General features: G+C 69.6%; 21 protein-coding genes. 7 read left to right on the forward strand and 14 right to left on the reverse strand.

Features of this window, described 5'->3' with window-relative positions; genetic code table 11:
• Positions 1-29: 29 nt before the first annotated feature.
• From Acor_RS25180 to Acor_RS25210, 7 genes are all read right to left on the reverse strand, one after another.
• A complete protein-coding gene (locus Acor_RS25180) occupies positions 30-776 on the reverse strand; it encodes a succinate dehydrogenase/fumarate reductase iron-sulfur subunit (protein WP_155339211.1) in 747 nt (248 codons plus the stop codon).
• Positions 776-2683: a fumarate reductase/succinate dehydrogenase flavoprotein subunit gene (locus Acor_RS25185; protein WP_155339212.1), complete on the reverse strand. Its 1908-nt coding sequence runs from the start codon at positions 2681-2683 to the stop codon at positions 776-778. Before Acor_RS25185 ends, Acor_RS25180 begins: the two co-directional genes overlap by 1 nt.
• 21 nt (positions 2684-2704) lie before the next feature.
• Positions 2705-3490 carry a hypothetical protein gene (locus Acor_RS25190; protein WP_155339213.1) on the reverse strand — a complete coding sequence of 262 codons (786 nt, stop codon included), beginning with the start codon at positions 3488-3490 and terminating at the stop codon, positions 2705-2707.
• A 106-nt stretch (positions 3491-3596) separates the two neighbouring features.
• A complete protein-coding gene (locus tag Acor_RS25195) occupies positions 3597-4049 on the reverse strand; it encodes a response regulator (RefSeq protein WP_155339214.1) in 453 nt (150 codons plus the stop codon).
• Positions 4042-5598: a sensor histidine kinase gene (locus Acor_RS25200; protein ID WP_246239084.1), complete on the reverse strand. Its 1557-nt coding sequence runs from the start codon at positions 5596-5598 to the stop codon at positions 4042-4044. The genes Acor_RS25195 and Acor_RS25200 overlap by 8 nt, the downstream gene beginning before the upstream one ends.
• Before the next feature lies 1 nt (position 5599).
• A complete protein-coding gene (locus tag Acor_RS25205) occupies positions 5600-6760 on the reverse strand; it encodes a PP2C family protein-serine/threonine phosphatase (protein WP_155339215.1) in 1161 nt (386 codons plus the stop codon).
• Positions 6761-6796: 36 nt separating this feature from the next.
• Positions 6797-7720, reverse strand: coding sequence for a LysR family transcriptional regulator (locus tag Acor_RS25210; protein ID WP_155339216.1), 924 nt, complete (start codon positions 7718-7720; stop codon positions 6797-6799).
• Positions 7721-7875: 155 nt separating this feature from the next.
• Between Acor_RS25210 and Acor_RS25215 the strand changes: the two genes are divergently transcribed.
• The 3 genes from Acor_RS25215 to Acor_RS25225 are packed head-to-tail and all read left to right on the forward strand — an operon-like array spanning position 7876 to position 11269.
• Positions 7876-8613, forward strand: a complete 738-nt coding sequence (locus tag Acor_RS25215; protein WP_155339217.1) for a succinate dehydrogenase cytochrome b subunit — start codon at positions 7876-7878, stop codon at positions 8611-8613.
• Positions 8610-10535, forward strand: a complete 1926-nt coding sequence (locus tag Acor_RS25220; protein WP_155339218.1) for a fumarate reductase/succinate dehydrogenase flavoprotein subunit — start codon at positions 8610-8612, stop codon at positions 10533-10535. Before Acor_RS25215 ends, Acor_RS25220 begins: the two co-directional genes overlap by 4 nt.
• The gene (locus tag Acor_RS25225; protein ID WP_155339219.1) at positions 10532-11269 is read left to right on the forward strand and encodes a succinate dehydrogenase/fumarate reductase iron-sulfur subunit; all 738 of its coding nucleotides are present in this window, start codon (positions 10532-10534) and stop codon (positions 11267-11269) included. Before Acor_RS25220 ends, Acor_RS25225 begins: the two co-directional genes overlap by 4 nt.
• On the opposite strand, the gene Acor_RS25230 is transcribed toward Acor_RS25225, so the two are convergent.
• Positions 11253-11816: a Clp protease N-terminal domain-containing protein gene (locus Acor_RS25230; RefSeq protein WP_218034473.1), complete on the reverse strand. Its 564-nt coding sequence runs from the start codon at positions 11814-11816 to the stop codon at positions 11253-11255. The two genes, Acor_RS25225 and Acor_RS25230, sit on opposite strands and share 17 nt — an antisense overlap.
• Entirely contained in the window at positions 11813-12046 is a 234-nt protein-coding gene (locus tag Acor_RS25235; RefSeq protein WP_155339220.1) for an RNA polymerase subunit sigma-70, read from the reverse strand. Before Acor_RS25235 ends, Acor_RS25230 begins: the two co-directional genes overlap by 4 nt.
• 130 nt (positions 12047-12176) lie before the next feature.
• Here Acor_RS25235 and Acor_RS25240 point away from each other — a divergent pair, with 130 nt between their 5' ends.
• Together Acor_RS25240 and Acor_RS25245 are read left to right on the forward strand one after the other, a co-directional pair.
• Entirely contained in the window at positions 12177-13865 is a 1689-nt protein-coding gene (locus Acor_RS25240; protein ID WP_155339221.1) for an ABC transporter ATP-binding protein, read from the forward strand.
• Positions 13865-15604 carry an ABC transporter ATP-binding protein gene (locus Acor_RS25245; protein ID WP_155339222.1) on the forward strand — a complete coding sequence of 580 codons (1740 nt, stop codon included), beginning with the start codon at positions 13865-13867 and terminating at the stop codon, positions 15602-15604. Before Acor_RS25240 ends, Acor_RS25245 begins: the two co-directional genes overlap by 1 nt.
• Positions 15605-15639: 35 nt before the next feature.
• On the opposite strand, the gene Acor_RS25250 is transcribed toward Acor_RS25245, so the two are convergent.
• From Acor_RS25250 to fxlM, 4 genes are all read right to left on the reverse strand, one after another.
• Positions 15640-16392, reverse strand: coding sequence for a thiopeptide-type bacteriocin biosynthesis protein (locus tag Acor_RS25250; RefSeq protein WP_155339223.1), 753 nt, complete (start codon positions 16390-16392; stop codon positions 15640-15642).
• Between the two features lie 22 nt (positions 16393-16414).
• Complete coding sequence (locus tag Acor_RS25255) at positions 16415-17512, reverse strand: lanthionine synthetase C family protein (RefSeq protein WP_155339224.1); 1098 nt, start codon at positions 17510-17512, stop codon at positions 16415-16417.
• Positions 17509-20376: a lantibiotic dehydratase gene (locus tag Acor_RS25260; RefSeq protein WP_155339225.1), complete on the reverse strand. Its 2868-nt coding sequence runs from the start codon at positions 20374-20376 to the stop codon at positions 17509-17511. Before Acor_RS25260 ends, Acor_RS25255 begins: the two co-directional genes overlap by 4 nt.
• A 238-nt stretch (positions 20377-20614) precedes the next feature.
• The gene (gene fxlM, locus Acor_RS25265; RefSeq protein ID WP_218034474.1) at positions 20615-21841 is read right to left on the reverse strand and encodes a methyltransferase, FxLD system; all 1227 of its coding nucleotides are present in this window, start codon (positions 21839-21841) and stop codon (positions 20615-20617) included.
• Between the two features lie 136 nt (positions 21842-21977).
• On the opposite strand from fxlM, the gene Acor_RS25270 reads away from it, so the two are divergent.
• A complete protein-coding gene (locus Acor_RS25270; protein WP_281353261.1) occupies positions 21978-22856 on the forward strand; it encodes a Scr1 family TA system antitoxin-like transcriptional regulator in 879 nt (292 codons plus the stop codon).
• Positions 22857-22901: 45 nt separating this feature from the next.
• Entirely contained in the window at positions 22902-23654 is a 753-nt protein-coding gene (locus Acor_RS44650) for a DUF6879 family protein (RefSeq protein ID WP_246239086.1), read from the forward strand.
• A 58-nt stretch (positions 23655-23712) separates the two neighbouring features.
• Here Acor_RS44650 and Acor_RS25280 read toward each other — a convergent pair whose 3' ends face one another.
• Positions 23713-25740: a S9 family peptidase gene (locus Acor_RS25280; protein ID WP_155339227.1), complete on the reverse strand. Its 2028-nt coding sequence runs from the start codon at positions 25738-25740 to the stop codon at positions 23713-23715.
• Positions 25741-25744 lie beyond the last annotated feature (4 nt).

The following is a 25744-nucleotide window of genomic DNA, read 5'->3' on the forward strand; positions in this document are numbered from 1 at the left end:
GACCGGGATCCGGTCGGCGCTTCGTGATTTCAGCGGCGGAAGATCTTGTTGCCGAGCCAGACCAGCGGGTCGTACTTGCGGTCGACCACGCGCTCCTTCATCGGGATCAGCGCGTTGTCGGTGATCTTGATGTGCTCGGGGCAGACCTCGGTGCAGCACTTGGTGATGTTGCAGTAGCCGAGCCCGTGCTCCTCCTGTGCGGCGTCCTTACGGTCGGCCACGTCATACGGGTGCATGTCCAGCTCCGCGATCCGCATCAGGAAGCGCGGCCCGGCGAAGTTGGTCTTGTTCTCCTCGTGGTCCCGGATCACGTGGCAGACGTTGTTGCACATGAAGCACTCGATGCACTTGCGGAACTCCTGGGACCGCTCGACGTCGATCTGCTGCATCCGGTACTCGCCCGGCCGCACGTCCGCCGGCGGCGTGAACGACGGGATCTCCCGGGCCTTCTGGTAGTTGAACGAGACGTCGCAGACCAGGTCCTTGATGACGGGGAAGGTCCGCATCGGGGTGACCGTGATGGTGTCGGCCTCCTCGAAGGTGGACATCCGGGTCATGCAGCCGAGCCGCGGCTTGCCGTTGATCTCCATCGAGCAGGACCCGCACTTGCCGGCCTTGCAGTTCCAGCGGACCGCCAGGTCGGGCGCCTGGGTGGCCTGCAGGCGGTGGATGACGTCGAGGACGACTTCGCCCTCGTTCACCTCGACGGTGAAGTCCTCCAGTTTGCCGTCGCCGCCCTCACCCCGCCAGACGCGGAACTTCGCCTTGTACCCCATCACGATTCTCTCTTCTTGGCCGCGAGCGCGGCGTCGTACTCCGCCAGTTCGTCCTCGGTGACGTATTTGGACAGTTCGCCGCGGTCGAACAGGGTGATCAGGTCGTCCCGCATGGACGGCTGCTCCTTCTCGACCACGGTCACCTCGGACCCGTCCGGGGGGGCCGAGCAGACCAGCAGCTTGCGCCGCCAGTCGGGGGACATGCCCGGGTAGTCGTCCCGGGTGTGGCCGCCTCGGCTCTCCTCGCGGATCAGCGCCGCCTTCGCCACGCACTCGCTGACCAGCAGCATGTTGCGCAGGTCGAGGGCCAGGTGCCAGCCCGGGTTGTAGATCTTGCCGCCGGTGGAGGCGGTGTTGTGGGCCCGCTCCTTGAGCTTCTCCACCACGTCCAGGGCGTCGCCGACCTCGCCCGCCTTGCGGATGATGCCGACCAGCTCGTTCATGGTCCGCTGCAACTCGTGGTGCAGCTCGTACGGATTCTCGCCGCCGCCGCGCTCCAGCGGCGCCACCGCCTCCGCCATGGCCTCCTCGACCCCGGTCACGGCCGGGCGCCTGGTCAGGCCGTCCACGTACTGGGAGGCCCCGGCTCCGGCGCGGCGGCCGAAGACCAGCAGGTCGGACAGGGAGTTGCCGCCGAGACGGTTGGAGCCGTGCATGCCGCCGGACACCTCGCCGGCCGCGAACAGGCCGGGCACCGAGGCCGCGCCGGTGTCGGCGTCCACCTCGACCCCGCCCATGATGTAGTGGCAGGTGGGGCCGACCTGCATCGGCTCCTTGGTGATGTCGACGTCGGCCAGCTCCTTGAACTGGTGGTGCATCGACGGCAGCCGCTTGATGATCTCAGCGGCCGGCAGCCGGGACGACACGTCCAGGAACACCCCGCCCTGGGGTGAGCCGCGCCCGGCCTTCACCTCGGCGTTGATGGCCCGCGCCACCTCGTCCCTGGGCAGCAGCTCCGGCGGGCGGCGGTTGTTGGCCTGGTCGGTGTACCAGCGGTCGCCCTCCTCCTCGGAGGTGGCGTACTTGTCCTTGAACACGTCCGGCACGTAGTTGAACATGAACCGCTCGCCGAGCGAGTTGCGGAGCACGCCGCCGTCGCCGCGGACCGACTCGGTGACCAGGATGCCGCGCACCGAGGGCGGCCAGACCATGCCGGTCGGGTGGAACTGGATGAACTCCATGTTGATCAGCTGCGCGCCGGCCAGCAGGGCCAGCGCGTGCCCGTCCCCGGTGTACTCCCAGGAGTTGGAGGTCACCACATACGACTTGCCGATGCCGCCGGTGGCCAGCACCACGGCCGGGGCGTCGAAGACGATGAACTTGCCGGTCTCCCGCCAGTACGCGAACGCGCCGGAGATGGCCCCGTCGTCCTTGAGCAGCCGGGTCACCGTGCACTCGGCGAAGACCTTGATGTAGGCCTCGTAGTCGCCGTGCACGGCGAAGTCCTCCTGCTGGAGCGCGACCACCCGCTGCTGGAGCGTGCGGATCATCTCCAGCCCGGTGCGGTCGCCGACGTGCGCGAGCCGCGGGTACTCGTGCCCGCCGAAGTTCCGCTGGCTGATCTTGCCGTCCTTGGTGCGGTCGAACAGCGCGCCCCAGGCCTCCAGCTCCCAGACCCGGTCCGGGGCCTCCTTGGCGTGCAGTTCGGCCATCCGCCAGTTGTTCAGGAACTTGCCGCCGCGCATGGTGTCCCGGAAGTGCACCATCCAGTTGTCGTCGGAGTTGACGTTGCCCATGGCGGCGGCGGCCCCGCCCTCGGCCATGACGGTGTGGGCCTTGCCGAACAGGGACTTGCAGATGATGGCCGTCCGCTTGCCCTGCTGCCGTGCCTCGATCGCCGCCCGGAGGCCGGCTCCGCCGGCTCCGATGACGACGACGTCGTATTCGTGACGCTCCACGTTGAGAATCCTTAGCGATCCATGGCGAATCTATGCGAACGGGAAGGTGATGACGCCCTTGGCGACCAGCCGGACGTAGAAGTCGGCGATCATGACGGAGAACATCGACGCCCAGGCGAGCGGCTGGTGCTTGGCGTTGAGCTTGGACACGAACGTCCAGGCCCGGTAGCGCAGCGGGTGCTTCGAGAAGTGGTTCAGCCGCCCGGCGGTGATGTGCCGGCAGGAGTGGCAGGAGAGCGTGTACGCGACGATGAGAGCCGCGTTGACCAGCAGGATCCAGGTGCCCAGACCGGCCGGCTTGTGGATCAGGGCGAGGATCGCGTCGTAGCTGAGGATGGCGCCGATCACGATCGCACCGTAGAAGAAGTAGCGGTGCACGTTCTGGATGATCAGCGGCAGCCGGGTCTCCCCGGTGTACTTCTTGTGCGGTTCCGCGACGGAGCAAGCGGGCGGGGACAGCCAGAAGGACCGGTAGTACGACTTCCGGTAGTAGTAGCACGTCACCCGGAAACCGGCCGGCAATCCGAGGATCAGCAGGCCGGGCGGCAAGCCGTACCAGTCGCCGAAGGGAGCCAAGCCCAGGAATCGGGCACCCTCGGGACACGAGGTCGCCAGGCAGGGCGACGAGAATGGCGCTATATAGGGTTCGACGAAGTAGCTCGCGTCGAAAGTCGCCCAGAAACCGTAGATGAGAAACGCCATGAGACCGGCGAACGTCAATGCCGGGGCAAGCCACCATCGGTCGGTGCGAAGGGTTCGCACTTTGAGCTGAGCGCGTTGTTTCCTGGCCGGGCTCTCGGCCGTTGTCTGGGTCATCGGGGACCTCTCCACCGCGTACGGACGCCGTATTGGTGGGGGCTACGTTACGACCACGCAAACATCATGTGTGAAGCGGGTCACTCAGTTGCCTTTGTGATTCCTGTCACGTGCCCCGGTACGAGTTCCCCGGAAGCTTGACGACAGTCACGAAGAAGTCATCAATCTGCCGGACCACGCGGATGAACTGCTCGAAATCCACGGGCTTGGACACGTACGCATTGGCGTGCAGCCGATAGCTGCGGAGGATATCTTCCTCCGCTTCGGACGTGGTCAGCACCACGACCGGGATCGACCGCAGCTCCGGGTCGTCCTTGATCTCTTCAAGCACCTCGCGCCCGTCCTTGCGCGGCAGGTTCAGGTCCAGCAGCACCAGGTCGGGGCGGGGAACGTCAGTATAGTTGCCCTCCCGGCGCAGAAACGCCAGCGCCTGCTCGCCGTCGTTGACCACGTGCAGCTTGTTGCGGACCTTGTTGTGCTCGAAGGCCTCCTGGGTGAGCAGCACGTCGCCCGGGTCGTCCTCGACCAGTAGCACGTCGATCCAGCGCAGCTCATTCATCGGTCGCCTCCAGGGTCCAGCGGAATATGGTGCCCGGCGCGTCCGGCTCCTTCTCGAGCCAGATCTGGCCGCCGTGGTATTCGACGATCTTCCGGCAGAGCGCCAGGCCGATGCCGGTGCCGGGGTAGACGTCCCGGGGGTGCAGCCGCTGAAAGATCAGGAAGATGCGGTCGGCGTACTTCTGGTCTACGCCGATCCCGTTGTCGGCGCAGCAGAACTCCCACATCTTGCCGTCCCTGCGGACCCCGATGTGGATCACGGGGGCGGCGTCGGACCGGAACTTGATGGCGTTGCCGATCAGGTTCTGGAACAGCTGGGTGAGCAGCATGTGGTTGCCGACGACCGACGGTAGCTCATCGTGGGTGATGACGGCGTCGGTGTCCTCGATCCGGGCGGCCAGGTTGCCGACCGCGCCGGCGAAGACGTCCTCGGTGGAGACCGGTTCGCGTTCGGTGCTCACCCGGCCGACCCGGGAGAAGTCGAGCAGGTCGTTGATGAGCAGCTGCATGCGTTTCGCGCCGTCCACGGCGAACTTGATGTACTGCTTGGCGCGGTCGTCCAGCTGGTCGCCGTACCGCTGTTCCAGCATCTGGGTGAAGCTGGCCACCTTGCGCAGCGGCTCCTGGAGGTCGTGGCTGGCCACGTAGGCGAACTGCTCCAGTTCGCCGTTGGAGCGCTTGAGCTCGGCGGTCTGGTCCTCCAGGGTGCGCCGGGCGCGGGCGGTGTTCTGCCATTCGGCCACGATGCGGCGGCGCATGGCGTCGGCGTGGCCGGACAGTTCGGCCATCTCGGCGGGGTGGTCGACCCGCAGCTCGTGGTCGAAGTCGCCCTGGGCGACCGCTCTGACCTGGGCGGCCAGGCGGGCCACCGGGAGCAGCACGACGTAGCGGACCAGCAGGGTGAACAGGATGACGGACAGTGCCAGCAGGGCGGCCAGCGTGCCCAGGGCCCGGTAGAAGATGTCCCAGCCGTCCTCCAGCCGTTCGCTGCCGGACTGGTGGAGTTGCTCCAGGTGGCGCTGCTGGGCGGCGAAGGCGTTGCGGACCACGCCGAACCTGGCGCTGTTCACCTCGGCGAGGCCGGCGGCCGTGTCCTTGCCCTCGGTGGGGACGTTGCGGACGATGGCGTCGGCGTAGTCCCGCCGCCAGGCATCGATGGCCGCCTGCAGGTGGGCCATGTCGAGGTTGATCTCGGGCGCCTGCGGGAGCAGCTTCCTGATCGCGAGTTCGGCATTGGTCTCGATGGCCTTGGCCCGGTCGTACTCGGCCAGGAAGGACTCCTCGTTGGTCCGGCCGTAGCCGCGGATCACGCTCTCCTCGCTGGTCACCGCCGTGGAGAGCTCCAGGGTGTGCAGGACCAGCGGGTCGATCACGTCGATGATGTAGACCCGGGAGTCGCGGGTCTCGGTCAGCGTGGTCAGCGTCACCGCGATGGCCGCCGTGCAGGCCAGCAGCAGCGCGGCGCCGACCAGCAGGAACCAGCGCCCCGCCTTCAGCCGGCCGAAGCCGCTGGGCGGTCTGGGCGGCGGCAGCGGTTCTATTCTGATCACGTCACCTCTTGGACAGCGCGACGGCTGCCAGGTCGTCGGTCAGGGCGTCCTTGTGCAGTTCCTTCACCCGGGCGATCAGCCGGTCCAGGTCGATGCCGCCCTGCTCGCGGATGAGGCCGATCAGGCCGTCGGTGCCGAGCAGGTCCCGGCCGCCGCCGACGGTGGCCTCGATCAGGCCGTCGGTGTAGAGCAGCAGCGACCAGGCGCCGCCGAGGGTGATGTCCACCGGCGTCCAGCGCATGTCCTTGAAGATGCCCAGCGGTGGTCCCGACGGAGTGTCGGTGACCACGTTCACCTCACCGTCCCTGATCACCAGCGGCGGCGGGTGGCCGACCACGTAGAAGCGGGCGCTGCCCAGGTCGGGCGCGATGGTGGCGGTGCAGAGCGTGGTGAAGATCTCCGGGGAGTTGCGCTCGTTGCGGAGCAGGGTGTCCATCGTGCCGAGCAGGCGGTTGCCGTCCAGGCCCGCGATGGTGAGCGTGCGCCAGGCGATCCGGAGCGCGGCGCCCAGCGCGGCCTCGTCGGGGCCGTGCCCGCAGACGTCGCCGACCAGCACGTGCACCGCGCCGTCGGGGGTCTGCACGGTGTCCCAGAAGTCGCCGGCCAGCAGCCCGGCCTGGCGCTGCCCCGGCAGGTAGCAGGTCTCGTGGGCGAGGGCCTCGGTGCGCAGCATCGGCACCGGCAGCAGGCCGTGTTCGAGGCGGGCCGCCTCGGCGCTGAGCAGGCGTTCCGCGACGAGTTCGCGCTGGGCCAGGTCGCCGCGCTTGCGCTCGATCGCGTACCGGATGGCGCGGGCCAGCAGCGGGCCGTCCACGTCCTGCTTGAGCAGGTAGTCCTGGGCGCCGGCGGCCATCGCGTCCACCCCGACCTGGACGTCGTTCAGGCCGGTCAGCACCAGCACGGCGGTCTCCGGGGCCATCTCCAGGACGTGTTCGAGCGCTTCCAGGCCGTGCGCGTCCGGCAGCGACAGGTCCACCAGCACGCAGCTGACCTCGGAGGTCAGCCGCTCCCGGCCTTCGGCCAGGCTGCGCGCCCAGATGATCTTCGGCGGCCTTCGCGCAGTCGACAACGACTCCTCGACGAGGAACTTGTCCTCGGGATCGTCTTCGATCAGCAGGAGCGTCAGCAGATCCGGGAGACTATGCGAAAGAGTCGGCACCATGCCTCATTCGGGAGGGGCACCCCAAATATAGCGAGATCAGGTAACCGCTTCGACGCCCTCGGGAAGGGTTCCCTCCCGGGTGGCCTCAGTGAGGAAAGACAGCAGTGCGGCCCGGAACGCCTGGGCCGCCCGGGTCGGTTCGACGTCCTTGCGGTGCGCGAGCGCGATGGTGCGCGTCAGGCCGGGGAGCAGCGGGGTGCCGGCCAGATTGGGCCGGCCGTCCAGCACCATCGACGGCACCACGGCCACGCCGAGACCGGCCTCCACGAACCGCAGCACCGCGTCCATCTCGCCGCCCTCCACCGCGAACCTCGGCTCGAACCCGGCCTGGCGGCAGGCCGCCAGGGTCGCCTCCCGCAGGTCGTAGCCGCGCCGGAACATCACCAGCGGCCGCCGCCGCAACTCCTCGATCCGCAGGTACGGCTTGCGCCCCGCCAGGTGCGCCGGCGCCGCCACCACCAGCGTCTCGCGCAGGATCTCCTCGGTCACCAGGGCCGGATCGTCGCCCTGCAGCGGCAGGATGATCAATGCCAGGTCCAGCTGCCCCCGCGCCAGCGCCCGGACCAGATCCCGGGAGCCGCCCTCCTCGACCTGTAGCTCCACCCCGGGGTAGTCGTCGTGGAACCGGGCCAGCGCGTCCGCCAGCAGCCCCGCGCAGAGCGACGGCGTCGCCCCCAGCCGGACCCGCCCCCGCCGCAGCCCGGCCAGTTCGGCCACCTCGCGCCGGGCGGTCTCGGCGTCGGCCAGCATCCGGCGCGCCAGCGGCAGCAGCGCCTCGCCCGCCGGGGTCAGCGTCACGTTTCCCCTGGCGCGGCTGAACAGCGGAGCGCCCAGCTCGGTCTCCAGGGCCTTGATCTGCTTGCTGAGGGAGGGCTGGGCCACCCGCATCCGTTCGGCGGCCTGGGTGAAGTGCCGGGTCTCGGCCACCGCCACGAACGACGCGAGCTGCTGAAGCTGCACGTTTCCCAAGCGTACGTGCTGTGAGATTGCTCGCACTGGCCCGGGTGGCCCGGACGCGCCGCGGGCGGCGGGCCAGACGTCATAGCCGCCGGCTATCGAAACCAGACCCACGATGACTTGGACGGCGCCCTCTCCGGGTTCCTAGCGTCCGAGGTGTGACAGCCATCATCGAACGCGGCGCGGCGACCGCGCCGGTCGCGCAGAGCGAGCCGCCGCGGCGCAGGCCGGGGTTCTTCGGCTCGTCCAATGGCCAGAAGGCCGTCATGGCGGTGACCGGGGCGGTGCTGGTGCTCTTCCTGGCCGGCCACATGGTCGGCAACCTGAAGACCTTCGCCGGGGCGGAGGCGTTCAACGGGTACGCGGCCTGGCTGCGTGAGGTCGGCTATCCGCTGCTGCCCAAGCGCGGCCTGCTGACCCTGGTCGAGGTCGTGCTGCTGGCGGCGATCGTGCTGCATATCTGGTCGGCGGTGGCGCTGGCGCGGCGGGCGCGGGCGGCCCGTCCGGTGAAGTACGCGGCCCGGCGCAAGTCCCAGGCCGGCGGTTACGTGGTGCACGTCATGCGCTGGGGTGGCCTGACCGTGGCCCTGTTCGTGGCGTATCACCTGCTCGACCTGACCTTCGGGGTGGCCAATCCGGCGGGGGGCGCGGCGTCGCCGTACCAGCGGATGGTCGAGGGATTCGCGCCCGGCCGCTGGTACGTGACCGTGTTCTACGCGGTGGCCGTGGTGATGGTCGGGCTGCACCTGCGGCACGGGCTGTGGAGCGCGTTCCAGACGCTCGGCCTGGCCCGGGGGCGGCGCGGGTTGCAGGGGGCAGCCGGGCTGCTGTCCGCCGTGCTGGTGCTGGGCTTCCTGTCCGTGCCGTTCGCGATCATGATCGGAGCCGTGAAGTGAACTACCGCGAGGGCGAGCCGATTCGCGACACGAAGGCCCCGGACGGGCCGATCGAGGAGCGCTGGGAGAAGCGCAAGTTCGCGGCCCGGCTGGTCAACCCCGCCAACAAGCGCAAGCTGAGCGTGATCGTGGTCGGCACCGGGCTGGCCGGGGGGTCGGCGGCGGCCACCCTCGGCGAGCTGGGCTACCAGGTCACCTCGTTCTGCTACCAGGACTCGCCGCGCCGGGCGCACTCGATCGCCGCGCAGGGCGGCATCAACGCCGCCAAGAACTACCGGGGCGACGGCGACTCGGTCTACCGGCTGTTCTACGACACCGTGAAGGGCGGCGACTTCCGGGCCAGAGAGTCCAACGTCTACCGGCTGGCCCAGGTCAGCGTGAACATCATCGACCAGGCGGTGGCCCAGGGCGTGCCGTTCGCCCGCGAGTACGGCGGCCTGCTGGACACCCGTTCGTTCGGCGGCGCCCAGGTCTCCCGTACCTTCTACGCCAGGGGGCAGACCGGGCAGCAGCTGCTGCTCGGCGCGTACCAGGCGCTGGAGCGGCAGATCGCGGCCGGGACGGTCACCATGCACGCCCGGCACGAGATGCTGGAGCTGATCGTCAGCGACGGCCGGGCCCGCGGCGTGGTGGTCCGCGACATGGTCACCGGCGAGATCGAGAGCCACCTGGCCGACGCGGTGGTGCTGGCCACCGGCGGGTACGGCAACGTGTTCTTCCTGTCCACCAACGCCAAGGGCTGCAACACCAGCGCGATCTGGCGGGCGCACCGCAAGGGCGCCCTGTTCGCCAACCCCTGCTACACCCAGATCCACCCGACCTGCATCCCGGTCTCCGGCGAGTACCAGTCCAAGCTGACCCTGATGTCGGAGTCCCTCCGCAACGACGGCCGGGTCTGGGTCCCGCTGGAGGCCGGGGACGCCCGCCCGCCCGCCGCCATCCCCGAGGACGAGCGCGACTACTACCTGGAGCGGATCTACCCGGCCTTCGGCAACCTGGTCCCCCGCGACATCGCCTCCCGCGCCGCCAAGAACGTCTGCGACGGGGGCCGCGGCGTCGGCCCCGGCGGGCTCGGCGTCTACCTGGACTTCGCCGACGCCAGCACCCGCCTCGGCCGGGACGCCGTCGAGGAGAAGTACGGCAACCTCTTCGAGATGTACGAGCGCATCACCGGCGAGGACCCGTACGCCCAGCCGATGCGCATCTACCCCGCCGTCCACTACACGATGGGCGGCCTGTGGGTGGACTACGACCTGCAGTCCAGCATCCCCGGCCTGTTCGTGGTCGGCGAGGCCAACTTCTCCGACCACGGCGCCAACCGGCTCGGCGCGTCCGCGCTGATGCAGGGCCTGGCCGACGGCTACTTCGTGCTGCCCACCACGATCGGCGACTACCTGGCCGGCGCCCGTGACTTCGGCCCGGTGGACGAGGTGAGCGTGGCCGAGGCCGAGATCGCGGTGCGGGACCGGATCCAGCGGCTGCTGGCCGTGGACGGCGACCGGACCGCCGACTCCTTCCACCGCGAACTGGGCAAGCTGATGTGGGACTACTGCGGCATGGAGCGCACCGAGGCGTCGCTGACCAAGGCGCTGGCCAGGATCCCGGAGCTGCGCGCCGAGTTCTGGCGCAATGTGAAGGTGTCCGGCACGAACGAGGAGCTCAACCAGGCGCTGGAGCGGGCCGGGCGGGTGGCCGACTTCTTCGACCTGGCCGAGCTGATGTGCCTGGACGCGCTGCACAGGACCGAATCCTGCGGCGGCCACTTCCGGGCCGAGTCCCAGGACGCCGACGGCGAGGCACTCCGCGACGACGAGAACTTCGCCTACGTCGCGGCCTGGGAGCACACGCCGGAAGGCCCGGTGCTGCACCGGGAGGACCTGGAGTACGCCTACGTCAAGATGAGCCAGCGGAGCTACAAGTGAACCTCACCCTGAAGATCTGGCGCCAGCCCAGCCCGGACGACCCCGGCAAGATGGTGAAATATCACGTCAAAGATGTGTCGCCGGATATGTCGTTCCTGGAGATGCTGGATGTGCTCAACGAGGGCCTGATCCTGGCCGGGGACGATCCGGTGGCCTTCGACCACGACTGCCGCGAGGGCATCTGCGGCATGTGCGGAATGGTGATCAACGGGGTTCCGCACGGCGAGCAGAAGGCCACCACCACCTGCCAGCTGCACATGCGGCACTTCGAGGACGGCGCGGTGGTCACCATCGAGCCGTGGCGGGCGGCGCCGTTCCCGGTGATCAAGGATCTGGTGGTGGACCGGTCGTCGTTCGACCGGATCATCCAGGCCGGCGGGTTCGTCTCGGTGCCGGCGGGGGCGGCGCCGGACGCGCATGCCGTACCGGTGCCGAAGGACGACGCGGACGACGCGTTCGACGCGGCGACCTGCATCGGCTGCGGGGCCTGCGTGGCGGCCTGCCCGAACGGTTCGGCGTCGCTGTTCACCGCCGCCAAGATCACCCACCTGGGGTCGCTGCCGCAGGGCCAGCCCGAGCGCGCGTCTCGGGCCAAGGCCATGGTCGAGCGGATGGACCTGGAGGGGTTCGGCGGCTGCACGAACACCGGGGAGTGCACGGCGGTCTGCCCGAAGGGCATCTCGCTGGACGCCATCGCCCGGATGAACGCGGACTTCCTTAGGGCGTCTCGTTAGCGCGCAGCCTCGCGGCGATCGCGTCGGTGTCGAGGCCGTGTTCGACCAGGATCCGCATGGCGAGGCCGCTGCCCTCCCGGAACAGGCCGAGCAGCAGATGGATGGTGTTGATCTCCTTGCTCTTCAGGGCGAGGGCCTCCCTGAGGGAGAGTTCGAGGGCCTTCTTGGCTTTGGGGGTCCAGGTCAGGTGTCTGCCGCTGATCAGCGCGCCGCGCCTGGTCCGGAACGGCGCGCGGTCCAGCGAGCCGGGGCCGAAGCTGGCCTCGATCTTCTCCCGGACCGCGTCCAGGTCGATGCCCAGCGTGCTGAGCAGGTCGGCGTCCAGTTCCTCGCCGTGGCAGGGCCGCCGGACGGCGGCCTCGATCGCGGCGGCGGCCTGGGCGTGGTCGATGCCGCGCAGCGCCTGCGCGGTGCCGGAGTCCGGGTCGGCCAGCAGGGCGAGCAGCAGGTGCTCGGTGCCGGTGTGCTGGTGGGCGAGGCGGCGGGCCTCCGCCATGGCGTGGTTGACCGCCTGGCGGGCCTCGGGGGTGAATCGCTCGAACATCATTTCTCCCGTCTCAACAGGCTGCGGCCTCCGGCGTACTTCTTGTGCACGGCCTGCCGGCTCACGTCCAGGAGCACCGCGATGTCCTGCCAGGACCAGCCCTGGTCCCGGGCGTTCTCCACCTGGAGGGCCTCCAGGCGGTCGACCAGGGTCCGCAGGGCGCGCACCGCCCGCAGCCCCACGGCCGGGTCTCTGCTGCTGGCGTCACTGGCCAGCTGCGCTGTTTCGTTCATGTATGTCAATGTAGGTTGACATATCGGGAGATGTCAACCCCGGTTGACGTCGCAAGATCTTTCGTTAAACGGCCTGTCGCCAGAAAATCATTTGCCGATTGACCTGGGCTCTTGCCAGTCTGAGAGGGTCATGCGCTCTTTACCTGTGTCCGATCCCGGCACTCCAGATGCCCGCAGCCCGATCCGGTTCCTGTGGTGGACGGCGCGTGCCCAGCTGGTGCCGCTGCTGATCGGCATCGCGCTGGCGATCCTGTGGTGGCTGGGGCAGGCGCTGATGCCGTACGCGATCGGCGCGGCCGTGAACGCGCTGACGGCCAGGGACTCCGGCGGCCTGGTCCGCTGGGCCGCCGTGCTGCTCGGCCTCGGCGGCGTGCAGGCGGTCTCCGGCGTGCTCCGGCACCGGTACGCGGTGGTCACCTGGCTGGGGGCCGCCTACCGCACCATCCAGGTCACCAGCCGCCAGGCCACCCGGCTCGGCGCGACCCTGCCCAAACGGCTGTCCACCGGCGAGGTGGTCAGCGTCGGCAACTCCGACATCGCCTCCATCGGCAACGCCATGGACATCCTGCTACGCGGCAGCGGCGCGCTGGTGGCCATCGCCGTGGTGACCGTGATCCTGCTGTCCAGCTCGCTGCCGCTCGGCCTGATGGTGCTGATCGGCGTGCCGGTGATGGCGTTCGCGGTCGGCCCGCTGCTCAGACCCCTCCACCACCGCCAGCAGAGACAGCGCGACCTGTACGGTGACCTGGCCACCCGCTCCGCGGACATCGTGGTCGGCCTGCGCGTGCTGCGCGGCATCGGCGGCGAGCAGGTCTTCGCCGACAAGTACCGCGAGGAGTCCCAGCTGACCAGGAAGGCCGGTGTCCGGGTCTCCGCGATGGAGTCGCTGCTGGAGGGCCTGCAGATCCTGCTGCCCGGCCTGCTGGTGGCCGCGGTGACCTGGCTGGGCGCGCGTTTCGCGCTCGACCGGCAGATCAGCAGCGGCGACCTGGTCGCCTTCTACGGCTACGCCGTCTTCCTGATCGCCCCGCTGCGCACCCTGACCGAGGCCGCCGACAAACTGACCAAGGGCCACGTGGCCGCCCGCCGGGTCTGCCGGATCCTGAACCTGGACCCGGAGATCACCGGCGGCGCGCTGCCGGTGCCGGACGGGACACTGGCCGACCGGGACTCCGGCGTGGTCGTCCGGCCGGGCCTGCTGATCGCGCTGGCCGCCGCCGACCCCGAGGACGCCATCGCCATCGCCGACCGGCTGGGCCACTACTCGGCCGGAAACGTGACGCTGGACGGCGTACCCGTGGCCGACCTGGGCTTCGCCGCGCTGCGCGAGCACATCCTGGTCGCCGACAACGCCGCCAAGCTCTTCTCCGGGCCGCTCAGGGACGAGCTCGACGTCCGCGGCAAAGCGCGCGGCGACGACATCGCCAGGGCGCTGCACGCCGCCTGCGCCGAGGACATCATCGAAGCCCTGCCCGACGGCCTGGACACCCAGGTCGCCGAAGCCGGGCGGGAGTTCTCCGGCGGCCAGCAGCAGCGCCTCCGGCTGGTCCGGGCGCTGCTGACCGACCCCGAGATCCTCATCCTGGTCGAACCCACCAGCGCCGTGGACGCCCACACCGAGGCCAGGATCGCCGAACGCCTCGGCAAGGCCAGAGCAGGCAGGGCCACCCTGGTCTGCACCACCAGCCCGCTGGTCCTGGACCGCGCCGACCTCGTGCTCTACGTGGCCGACGGCCGGGTCCAGGCCGAGGGCACCCACCGCGAACTCATCAAGTCGGACTCCGGCTACCGATCGACCGTCACCCGGGGTGAAGACTGATGGCCCGCCAGATCCTGCCCGTCGCCGACCGGGCGCAGGTCCGCGCCTACGCCCGGCGGCTGGCCCTGAAATACCCGAAACAGCTGGGCGGCGCGCTGGCCCTGCACGCGCTCGGCGCGATCGCCGGCCTGGCCGGCCCGCTGCTGCTCGGCCAGCTGGTCGAGGCGGTCTCCACCGGCGCCCCGATCGACGTGGACACGCTGGTGCTGGCCTTCGCGGGCTTCGTGATCGCGCAGGCCGTCCTGATCAGGTTCGCCGTGTACGCCTCCTCCGCGCTGGGCGAGCGCGTGCTGGCCGAGCTCCGCGAGGAGTTCGTCGACCAGGTGCTCGCGCTGCCGCTGTCCACCGTCGAGAAGGCGGGCTCCGGCGACCTGATCACCCGGACCTCCCGGGACGTGGACGCGCTGTCCCGCACCGTCCGGCAGGCCGTCCCGGAGACCCTGATCGCGGTCGTCACCGGCGTCTTCATGCTCGGCGGCCTGCTGATCGTCGCGCCCCTGCTGGCGCTGCCCTCGCTGATCGCCGTCCCGCTGCTGTGGATCTCCACCCGCTGGTACCTGAAGCGGGCCAGGGACGGCTACCTGCGCGAGAACGCCGCCTACGCCGACATGACCGAGGGCCTGGCCGAGACGGTGGAAGGCGCCCGCACGGTGGAGTCCCTCGGCCTGCACGACCGCCGCCGCGCCAGAACCGACACCGACATCGCCCGCTCCTTCGCGGCCGAGCGTTACACCCTGGGCCTGCGCATGGTCTGGTTCCCCGCGGTCGAGATGGGCTACGTCATCCCGGTGGCCGCCACCGTGCTGTTCGGCGGCCTGTTCTACATCGAGGGCTGGGTGACGATCGCCCAGGTCACCGCCGCCATCCTGTACGTGCAGCAGCTCGTAGACCCACTCGACCGGCTGCTCTCCTGGATCGACGAACTCCAGGTCGGCGGCGCGTCGATGGCCCGCCTCCTCGGCGTGGCCAACGTCCGCGACGACCGCGTCAGCACCGGCGTCCAGGCCGACGGCGAGGAACTCCGCGCCACCGACGTCCGGTACGCCTACCGCGACGGCCACGACGTCCTGCACGGCATCGACCTGGACATCCGCCCCGGCGAACGCCTGGCCATGGTCGGCCCGTCCGGCGCCGGCAAGTCCACCCTGGGCCGCCTGCTGGCCGGCATCCACGGCCCCCGCACCGGCACCGTGACCGTGGGCGGCGCCCCCCTGGTGGACCTGCCCCTGGACGAACTACGCGGCCACGTCGCCCTGGTCACCCAGGAACACCACGTCTTCCGCGGCACCCTCCGGGACAACGTCCTGATCGCCCGCCCCGACGCCACCGACCCCGAGGTCCGCCGCGCCCTGGAGGCCGTGGACGCCTGGGAGTGGGTGTCGGCGATGGGCCTGGACACCGTGGTCGGCTCCGGCGGCACCGCCGTCACTCCCGCCCACGCCCAGCAACTGGCCCTGGCCCGCCTGGTCCTGGCCGACCCGCACACCCTGGTCCTGGACGAGGCCACCTCACTGATCGACCCCCGCGCCGCCCGCAACCTGGAACGCTCACTAGCCGCCGTCCTGGACGGCCGCACCGTGATCGCCATCGCCCACCGGCTCTACACCGCCCACGACGCCGACCGCGTGGCCGTGGTCGAGGACGGCCGGATCAGCGAACTCGGCTCCCACCACGACCTGGTGGCCGCGAAGGGAGCCTACGCCGCACTCTGGGACAGCTGGCACGGGAAGTCGAGGTAGCCGTTCAAACCGGCCGTCGGTCCATAGTGGTCAGGTCAGCTTCCGAAGACGGCTTCTTTCGCAGCCAACGCGATCATGCCCTGGGACTGGGCGGTGAGCCCGAGGCGGTTCCAGTGGAACAGCACGTGGTGGGCGATCACTGCGCGAACGCCGCGCGTCAGGGTTCCATCGTGCGAAAGGCCTATCAACGTCGTGCCCGTTGCCCGGAACGCGGTCAGCCAGTCCGCGAAGGCCCCGTCGGGGTTGGCCTCGCCGGTGAGTAGCCGGCGGACGTCGGCGGTGAACGCCGCCCAGGTGCGCCGGTCGGGGAGATTCGCGCGGTGGATCGGGCGGTGTTCGGCTGCCCGCGCCCAGACGTCGCCCTGCTCGTAGAGGTCGAGGTCGGCGGCTCGCATCATCGCGGTGCACAGAACCAGGGAGCGTTCTCGCCGGTCGCCGCCGCCGTCGGCGAGGTGGGCGAGCGTGCTCCGGCTGTCGGCGTGCCACAGCGTGTGGGCGGCGTCCATGCCCGGCGGGCCGCCGAAGGCGTGGACCTCTGGCTCGTAGCTGCCGTGCGCCCACTGGACGCCTGCGGTCAGGTGGGCGAGGGCCTGGTCAGCGGCGCCCTCTTCGGGCAGGTAGCGGATGCGCCAGTGCCGTTTGCGGATGAAGAACCAGCGCGAGAGCAGCCCGGACGCGTCGGCGGCGGCGAGCGCCGGAACCAGGTGGGCGAGCGCCTCATGCTCCCGGCCCTGGCGGTCCTGTGCACGGTAAATGATGTTCACCTGCGCCCAAAGGGTCTCTTCCATGGCGGCGGTCCCGATCCTTCGGTCAGATGAGCAGGAGACTGGCGTCCCAGTTCGTCACCGTGGTGTGGAAGGCGAGTTCCACCCCGGCTCGGCCGACCAGGAATCCTGGGGGCGTGTCGGGGGTGACCGCTTCGCCTTGGTGGATCTTCATGAGCGTGTGGAGGGGGATCTCGGTGACCGCGTCTTCGGCGATCCGTCGGCCGGTCGCGAGCAGGCCCGCTGTCCCGTGACACATGCTCGGGTCGATGATCCGGCCGAGTTGCCCGGGGTCGTTGACGCAGCCGACGAACGCGGCTTCGGCACGGTGCCGGCGAGTGAGATCTCCGGTGGCGAGTGCCGCGAGTTGCTGGGCCCGGGCGATACCAGGGGTGCCGTAGCACCATGACGGTCGCAGCGGCACGGCCTGGGCGGGTCTTCCGCGGCGCAAGTCGGTGAGCGTGACAGTTTCGGGCCACCACGCGCCCCTCTCGTGCGGGCGTTCCCAGTGATCGAGCCAGGCGCAGAGCCGATGGATAGCCTCGGCCTGTCCCTCGACCTCGATGCCGTCCCGCATGGCCAGGGACAGCAGTGCCAGGGGGCCGGAGATGCCGTGTGCCATGCCGTGGTTGCTGTGCCCTCCTGGGTGGTCGCCCACGGTGCGTCCAGTCGAGGAGAGCGTCCACCAGCCGGGCAGCCCGTGGATCGGCTCCGTGAGCCTCACCAGGTAGCTGAGGACTTGACGCAGCAGGTCCAGGTCACCGCGCCGCCGTTGGCAGACACCGAGGCCGGTGAGTCCGCTGATCAGATCGAACTCGCCGAGCGCCGGTCGGTCGCCCGCGTCGATCCGCCGGTGCGCGGCAGCCAGGCGGGCGCGTACAACCGCTCTGGTCCCGGTGTCCAGCGTGGCCAGGGCTTGGGCGTAGCCCGGTCTGCCCGCGCCGCCATGCAGGACGAACGCCAAGGCGGGAGCACCGAAGTACAGGCAGGCGTTGGTCCCGGTGCTGGCTCCTTCGCGTACCGCGGCTTCCAGCCAGGCATTCGCCTTCTCCCAGGGGCCGGTGCCGGTCCGGGCACGTTCGAGGTGCAGCAACGCGATCCCGGCGGCTCCTCCGCTGATGGACTGGGCAGGCTGGGTGTTCACGCGCTGATCCCGACTCGTTCGGTCCGTGCTGCCTGTTCCTGAGCGAGGGCACGCGCCAGACGCAGGCAGGTGCGTTCGGAGTCCAGGTCGATCCCGATCACGCGGGCGTGATGGAGATGCAGGAGATCAGCGAGAGCCACGTTGACCTCGTCCCAACCGAGGTGGGCCCGGTACTCGGCGAGTGCCGTGCGCCGACGTTCGAGGCGTTCGAGCGGTGCGGGAGGGCTGTGCCGTGCCTGCCACAGCACGTCCCGGTCGAGACGTGCTCCACGGCCGGGCGCCACGTGTTCGACCAGCCAGGCGAGGCCGTCGGTGCCGAGGAAGCCGGTGGCGATGTCCAGATAGCCGGCCGCGACGAGGGCTTGACCATGGTGGCCGGTGGTCAGCTCGGCGATCACCACGGCGGAGTCCGCGGCGAAGACTGCCTCGGCCGCCCGTAGCCTTTCGCCGGTGCCGAATCTGCCGGTTTCTGGGTGGTAGGTGTCCAGGGCGAAGTCGCGGAGCAGCCTTTCCCGTCGTCTGTCGATGGCCCAGGCTCCGAACCCGCGGGCGGCAGGCCCGTACTGGTCGGCGTCGTGGAGGCGGAACCGCACCCGTAGGTGGGGTTCGGGAGTGTCGTAACGGAGGAACCACCAGCCGTCCGCTGGGCCGTATGTCCAGGCTGACAGCAGTTCGGGTAGGCGGGTGAGGAGATCGTGTTGCCGGTCGGGGTGTCCGTAGACCTTGGCGTAGAGCCATTCGGAGACGCCGGGCGGGTGGCAGGGCTCAGGGTGCGCGGTCTGACGTCGCAGGGGTCGCGATGGCGGCTGCGGGGCGGCTTGGCGAGCGAGCGGGATCACGATCTCGTGGGGGCGTCCGCCGATCCACCCGTACTCGGTGTCGCCTTCTGTCAGTGTGGCGCGACCGTGCCGGTCGAGGTCACCGCGCAGCAGCGCCAGGTGGGCGGGTTCGGCAAGGTTCAGGCGGATCCTCACGTCGTCGTCGCCGAGTTGGACGAGGTCGGGGATGTGATGCGCTTCCTTGCGTTCCTTGAACGCCTCCGCCCAGGTCTGCCAGGGCTCGGTTCTGCCGGGCAGATCCTTGGCGACCACATTCCAGCGGGCCGGGCTGAGTACTGTGCGGCCGTACCGAACGCGGGGGAAGAAGGGGAACCGTTGGGCGAGGTGGCCCCAGAAGAACGGCGTACATGGCGCGGCTCTCGCCGTACTGATCTCGCACAGGAATCGGGCCAGTGGGTGCGTGCCGTGCCGTGGATCCACCGCATTCAGCATGAGCGGCTCGACCGGGCAGCCGCGCGACAGCGACATCAGAAAGAAGCGGTGGGCGTCGGCCGTCACCGCCAGGTCGTCCACGTGCAGCGCCGACTCCTGCGGGCTGCGATGTTCCCCCAGCGACAGCAGCGGGAGAACCCCTGGCGTCCGAGTGAGGTTGTGGGTCCGCGCCGACAGTGGCGGGCACGAGAGCTGAACGGCGAGTGCGCCGGGCGTCCCGGTCGGCAGCGCCGCATAGGCGCGTTCGAACTGTTCGCGCTGATCGGGGTCCAGAAGGTGCAGGAATCGGCCGACCGAGGTCCCGGCCTGCCGTGAGGCGCTGACCACGGTCAGGGTTAGAGTCCCGGCGTCGAGGGCTGCCGAGGTGGGGGCGTGCAGGCTGAACCGTAGCTCCGTATGGGGTGTCGGCGCGCCTGTGTGACTGGCCAGCTCGTTCAGCATCCGGTCATCGAGCACCAGCTCGGCGCAGCCGTCCAGGGCGGCACGCTGGGCCAGTTCCGCGAGCGCGGCGTCTCGGGGCAGAAGGGGCTGCGTGACCTTGGCGAGGGAGCCGCGGTAGCCGGCCGGGTAGCCGAGGCCGGTGTCCGGGTTCACGAGCTGCCGAACCCCGACCAGCGCGTCAGGGCCATACCTGTCCAGGAACGCCGAGTGATAGGCGTCCCAAGCAGGCCGAGGGGGAGCGAGGCGAACCAGCGCCGACGCGGCGGCCTCGGCCTCTCGCAATACCGCCGGGGGGAGGCTGATCGCACAGTCCAGCCGTAGGTTCACCGCTGAGCGCTGGCCGGTCCACAGGTCCTCCGGGACACCGTCGAGCCCGTCCAGTTGGGTGGCGAGATAGGCGGCGGGGTTGGTGACGGTCGCCGGAGGGTGCAGGTTGGTGATCAGCACCCGCTGACGCACCAACTCCGTCAGCATGCCCTCAACGACTGATGGCGGCGTCCGCGGGGATTCCGCGCAGAGCATCGTGACGAGATCATCGAAACAGATCGGGCTCCGCGATTCCTGAAGGGCCACGCGTACCGCTGCCGTATGGCGGACCACCACGTCAGAGACCGAACCGTCATTGAGGTGGAGGCAGGGAACGACCCAGTCACCACCCCGCGCGAACCCGAGATCGTTTGCCATCACCTGTAGTTGGCGTAGCAACGTCGGCCGGGCCTCAAGATCGTGGATCAAGTCGGCCAGCCACTCGCCATCCGGGCGGGATATCGGGATATGCCGTCCACCCCATTCCACCGATGCGTGATCGGCCACGGTGACCGGGGCGACCCCGGCGAACCGGCCGAACGGTGTCGCCCGACTCGTCCATCGCATCAGATACCGGACCAGTGCCTCGGTCGCCCGCTGGATCTGGCGCGGCTTGAACGCGCTCGCGTCCTCGCATAGTTCGGTGATTCGCCGGGCCAGATCGGGGCTCGCCACTTCGACGACCGCGGCCACGCTCTCCAGGGGCCAGACCTGCTCAAGCCAGGTCAGCCACCCCTGCACGTCGTCACGGGTCAGGTCCGGCCACGCTGGCAACGCCAATTCGTCTGGATAGGCCGCGACGCGGATGAGCGCGGCGTCGAGCGCGCGGAACGCCGGTCGGTCCACCTGTTTCTCCTTCGGGGTGGAGAACGCTCCCGGTCCGTACGCAGGGCCGGGAGCACTGGCGGCGCGGTCTAGCAGTTGGCGATTCCCGCACTGCCCGGGGTGTCGCCGCAGCCGTCGCTGGTGCAGTCGGCTGAGGGGACCACTGACGCGACCGGTCCGGCGTTCACGAGACGGACGTTCAAGATGAACTCGCTGGGATCCATGGCACAGGTCCTTTCGACCAAGCAGGAACTGGGGGCTACCTGGCCGTCGGCCAGGAGATCACTACGCGGGTATGCCGCTTGTTCAGCACAAGGCCCTCCGGCAACTCGGCGTCCGGTGTACCGGCCGGGAAGACCGACAGGTGCGGACTCGGCCGCCCGGCCAGGTCCCACGCCTGGATCTGCTCGGCGAGTAGTTCGGCCGCCTCGGCCGCGTCGTCGCCGTGCGCGTACGCGCCGAACTCGTAGACCGAGGGGTTCTCTTCGATCAGACGGGGTTTGGCACGGTAGGCGATGGTCCCGCCGTCCACAAACGCGGGAGTACCGTACCGCCAAGGCAAGTCCACGACGCCGCTGTCCAGAGCATCCTGCTGCGCGGTCATCAGGCAGAAGCCCGGCAGCCGGCCGGCCAGCCACAAGTCCTGGTCGCTGTAGGGGACGATCGGGCCGGTCGAGACGCCCGACCAGGCCTCAGCCCTTGGTGTGCACAAGACGCCATCCAGGGCCGCCTTGTCGACGGACTGTCCTTCGTCCAGCCACAGACCGACCTGGTTGCCGTCCAGGAGCGCGATCCCGATCCCGTGGCTGGCGCCCGCACCCTGCATGGCCACGAACCCGCACATGAGGTGGCCCCTGCTCACCAGGGTGCCGTCCTGGCGTTCCAGCGTCCATGACCGAGTCGTGCCCATCGTGCGGAGCGGCACGACGAGCCGCCCGCCGTCGGCGAGCTGGGAGATCCAGGCCGGAGGGATGTCCCACGCCCCGACCGTGACCAGGATCTTGTCGAACTTCCTGCCGGGCTCGACCTCGAACTCGGCGTCCTGACAGATCACCTCAACGTCGGTGTACCCCGCCTCGGCCAGGCACCGCTCCGCGCGGCCGGTGACGTCCGAATCGATGTCAATCGTGGTCACCGAGCCGTCCGCGCCGACCAACTCCCGGATCAGGGCCGCGTTGAACCCTCCGCTACCGATCTCCAGGACACGGTCACCAGGCCGCACCTGGAGCTGACCCAGCATCGCCGCCTGGAGCCATGCCGCCGACACCGAACTCAACGACAGGCCTCGGTCGTCGCGCTTGGTGACGATCGCGTCATCCCCGTAGGCCTCCTCCAGAGAGGCGTCACCGGTGAACCGGTGCCGGGGGACAGCCAGGAACGCCTGCTCCACCTCGGCCGGCAGCGGGAGACCAAGCACCTGGTGCCTGGTCGCGATCCGCTTGACAAGCGCTTCCCGTAGCTCTTCGACGCTCACGTTGCCTCTCACTTACCGGGGCCTCCTCAGGTCGGGCAGGCGTGCAGTACGACCCTGACGGGCGACGCTCACTTGAGGCCAGCACATTCACAAAGATTCACAACACCCGAATCCGTGTGAACCTCCTGCCGTGCATGATGACCACGTCATGCACTCTTCCCCGTCCTCATCAGCGCAGGCCGCACGCGTGCGTCTGGGTGGCCAGCTCCGGGAGTTACGCGAGGCCGCACGGATGTCCGGCCGTGAGTTCGCGCGGGCGGCCGGCTGGGCGAGCCCGAGTCTGGTCACCATGCTGGAGAAGGGGCAGCGGTCGATCTCGGCCGACCATGTCCGGCTGTGGTGCGCGATCTGCGCGGCGCCGGGGCACCGGACCGCGGAGCTCCTCGCCGAACAGGTGAACGTGGCGGGCATGTGGCTGACGCACACCCAGCTCAACCGGGCCGGGTTGAAGGCCAGGCAGGAACGGCTGCGGGACAAGTACTGGCACGTCCGTCTTCACCGCGTCTACCAGACCAAGGTCATTCCGGGACTGCTGCAGACGACGGCGATGATGACGGAATACCTGACTCAGGCCCGGCGTGAACAGCATCTGGAGCTCGACGACGTCGCTGAGGCCGTCGCCGCCCGGGCAGAGCGTCAGCGCTGCCTGGAGCGGCCAGACGCTCGGTGGATGTTCATCCTGGAAGAGGACGTGCTCTGGTTCTGGCCCGGTCCGCTCGAAGCACACCGTGCGCAACTCCAGTTTCTGCTGGAGTCATTGAGGCGACCGACCGTGACCATTGGCATCATTCCGCGCGGAATCCACCGAAACGGGGTGAGCCCCGAAGAGTCCTTCACGATGTCAGACGAGACGGTCGTGTCGGTGGAACTGGTCAGCGGCTACTTGTCACTCACACAACCCATTGAGATCCGCCAGTACGGGGAAGCTTGGGGACGACTGCTCTCGCTCGCGGTACACGGTGACGGCGCGCGGAACCTGATCACAGGGGCGATCGACGGCCTTGACCGTCTGATCGCACGCGTGTGAGGGTCGAGCCGACCGTCGGCCTTCCCGGAGAGGAACGACCCGCCCATGCCAGAAGATGTCCGTCTCGATTTCGTCGGCGGGGACCCCGGCTGCGACGACGAGAAATGCCCGGCCGTGTTCGTCGACCCGAACACCGGCGATTTCCTGTTCCAGGGCCGCGTCATCACCGACCCAGCGGTACTGGCCATGATCTCCCAGCATGGCGCCATCGCCTCTGACGAAGCAGTCGTGTGGCTACCGGCACGTATGCGCCAGATCATCCTGGACGCCCTGACCGAGTACGACGAGGGCAAACAAGGAACCGGCCCGCTGACCGTCGCGGAGATGCTCGCCCGCGCGACCCGCTCAGCGGTCCACCTGGAGATGCGTGAGGAATACGGGCCGTCACCCGGCTTCCAGGACTGGAGGACGGGCGGTTCTGGCCGGACGGATCGGACCCGCTGGCAGCGCCTCGTCCGTGAGACAGTCGGTCGCGGGGTGAAGATGCGCCGGGCGAGGATCGTGTCGGAACCGGTCAGCGAATACACCAAATGGCTCCACATGGTCACCGATGTGAACATCGAGGCCGGAGAGGACGTCCGCTGGCTTCCGAGACGGCAAGCGACCGGGATCATGCTGCCGCACTCTGACCTGTGGATGTTCGACCAGCGCCTGGTCGTCTTCAACTTCAACGCCGGCGACGGCACCGGGATCGACGAACTGGAATACAGCTCCGACCCGCGTATCGCCGCCCAGATCGTCGGTGCCTTCGAGATGGTTTGGGAACGCGCTATCCCTCATCTCGAATACAAGATCTGACCACCATGGACAGCCGCAGGCTGCGGCTGTCCAGGTTCGTTTGGGAGCGGCTACTGGATCAGCCGAGGGCCTTCTTCAGGAAGTCGAGTTGGAGGTGGAGCAGGTTTTCTGCGACGACCTCCTGGGGGGTCATGTGGGTGACGCCGGAGAGGGGGAGGACGGTGTGGGGGCGGCCGGCGGCCAGTAGGGCGGAGGACAGGCGGAGGGTGTGGGCGGCTACCACGTTGTCGTCGGCCAGGCCGTGGATGATCATGAGGGGGCGTTCCAGCTTCTCGGCGTCGGCGAGGAGGGAGGAGCGGTCGTAGTGGCCTTCGGTGGGGTCGCCCAAGTAGCGCTCGGTGTAGCCGGTGTCGTAGAGGCGCCAGTCGGTGACCGGGGCGCCGGCCACGGCCGCGTGGAAGACGTCGGGGCGGCGGATTACGGCGAGGGCGGCGAGCCAGCCGCCGAAGGACCAGCCGCGGATGGCGACTCTGGTCAGGTCCAGGTCGGGGTGGGGCATGGACTGGAGGGCGTCTACCTGGTCGTCCAGGGTGATGGTGAAGTCGTGGAGGACTTCGCGTTCCCAGGCGGGGCCGCGGCCGGGGGTGCCTCGGCCGTCGGTGACGATGACGGCGAAGCCCTGTTCGGCCCACCACTGGGATTCCAGGTAGGGGCGGTTGGCGGCGACTACGCGCTGGGCGTGCGGGCCGCCGTACGGGTCCATCAGGACGGGGAGTTTCTTGCTGCCCTCGACGTGCCAGGACGGGAGGAGGACGGCGGTGGACAGGCCGCGGGAGCCTGCGCGGAGCAGGGAGATGCGCAAATCGAGGCCGGGGCGTTCGGAGCGGGAGCGGATCGGGAGGACGGTGCCGTCGGAGCGGAGGGCGCGGACCGAGGAGCCTTCTGAGGTGAGGGTCTGGCCGGCGATCACGGTGACGCCGCCGGCGCGGCGGCCGGTGTAGACGCCGGCCTCGGTGACGACGGGGGTGAGGGTGCCGGCGGCGTAGGTCCACAGCATGATCTCGCTGGGTTCGCCGCTGGCCTGGAACAGGACGGTGTCGCCGTCGATGTCGAGGACCTCGCGGACCTGGAGCGACGGGGGAGTCACCGGGCGGTCGCCGATGATCAGGCGGCGGCCGCCGTCCGCGTCGGCCACCCAGACCAGGGTGCCGTCGGACAGGTGGCCGGGCACGCCGGAGATGGGCTCGACCCAGGCGGGGTCGGTGTCCGTGCGGACCACCGTGCTCGCGCCGGTGGCCGGGTCGATCTTGAGGAGGAACATCTCGCGCTGGTCCCGGGAAAGCGTCACCAGGGCCAGGCCGTGCGCGTCCCAGAGCACGTTGAGCAGGTACTCGTGCGTGAACGGCACCTCGACCCTGGAGCCGGACAGGTCGTGGACGAACAGCTGGACGTCCGCGTTGGGAGTGCCCGCCGCCGGGTAGGCCACCACGGCAGGCTCCCGGTCGGGGTTGGCCGGGTCGGCGATGTGCCAGCGCTGCACGGGGGACTCGTCCACCCGGGCGACCAGCAGCGCGTCCCCGGCGGGGGACCACCAGTAGCCGCGCATCCGGCCCAGTTCCTCGGCCGCGTTGAACTCGGCCAGGCCGTAGGTGACGCCTTCCTCGGCGGCCACCTCGACGTCCTCGCCGGAGTCCAGAGTCTGGACGCGGAGCGCGCCGCCGGTCACGTACGCCACCCGCGCGCCGTCGGGGGACAGCCGGGGGTCGATGATCGAACCGGGGGTGGCCAGGGCCCGTACCGTGCCGGACTCCCACAGGAACAGCGCGCCGGACAGGGCGAACACGATCCGGCGGGCGGTGGCGTCGGTCGCGTAGGCGACCACGCCGCCCGCAGACTCGCGGGCCCGCTCGCGCCGGGCGCGCTCCTGCGGGGGCAGGTTCTCCTCGGCGGAGCCGAGCGTCAGCGGGTCGACCAGCAGGCGCTCCTCGCCGGAGGCCAGGTCGAGCTCCCAGAGGCAGGTGACCGCGTCCACCCCGGAGTTGCTTCGCAGGAAGAGCACACGGTCGGGGCTGACGGTGAAGCCGCGCGGCACCCCGAGGGTGAACCGCCGGGTACGGGCATGCATTCTGGGGAAGCTCTCACTCATAGCT

The organism is Acrocarpospora corrugata (assembly GCF_009687845.1).
GTDB classification, from domain to species: Bacteria; Actinomycetota; Actinomycetes; order Streptosporangiales; family Streptosporangiaceae; genus Acrocarpospora; species Acrocarpospora corrugata.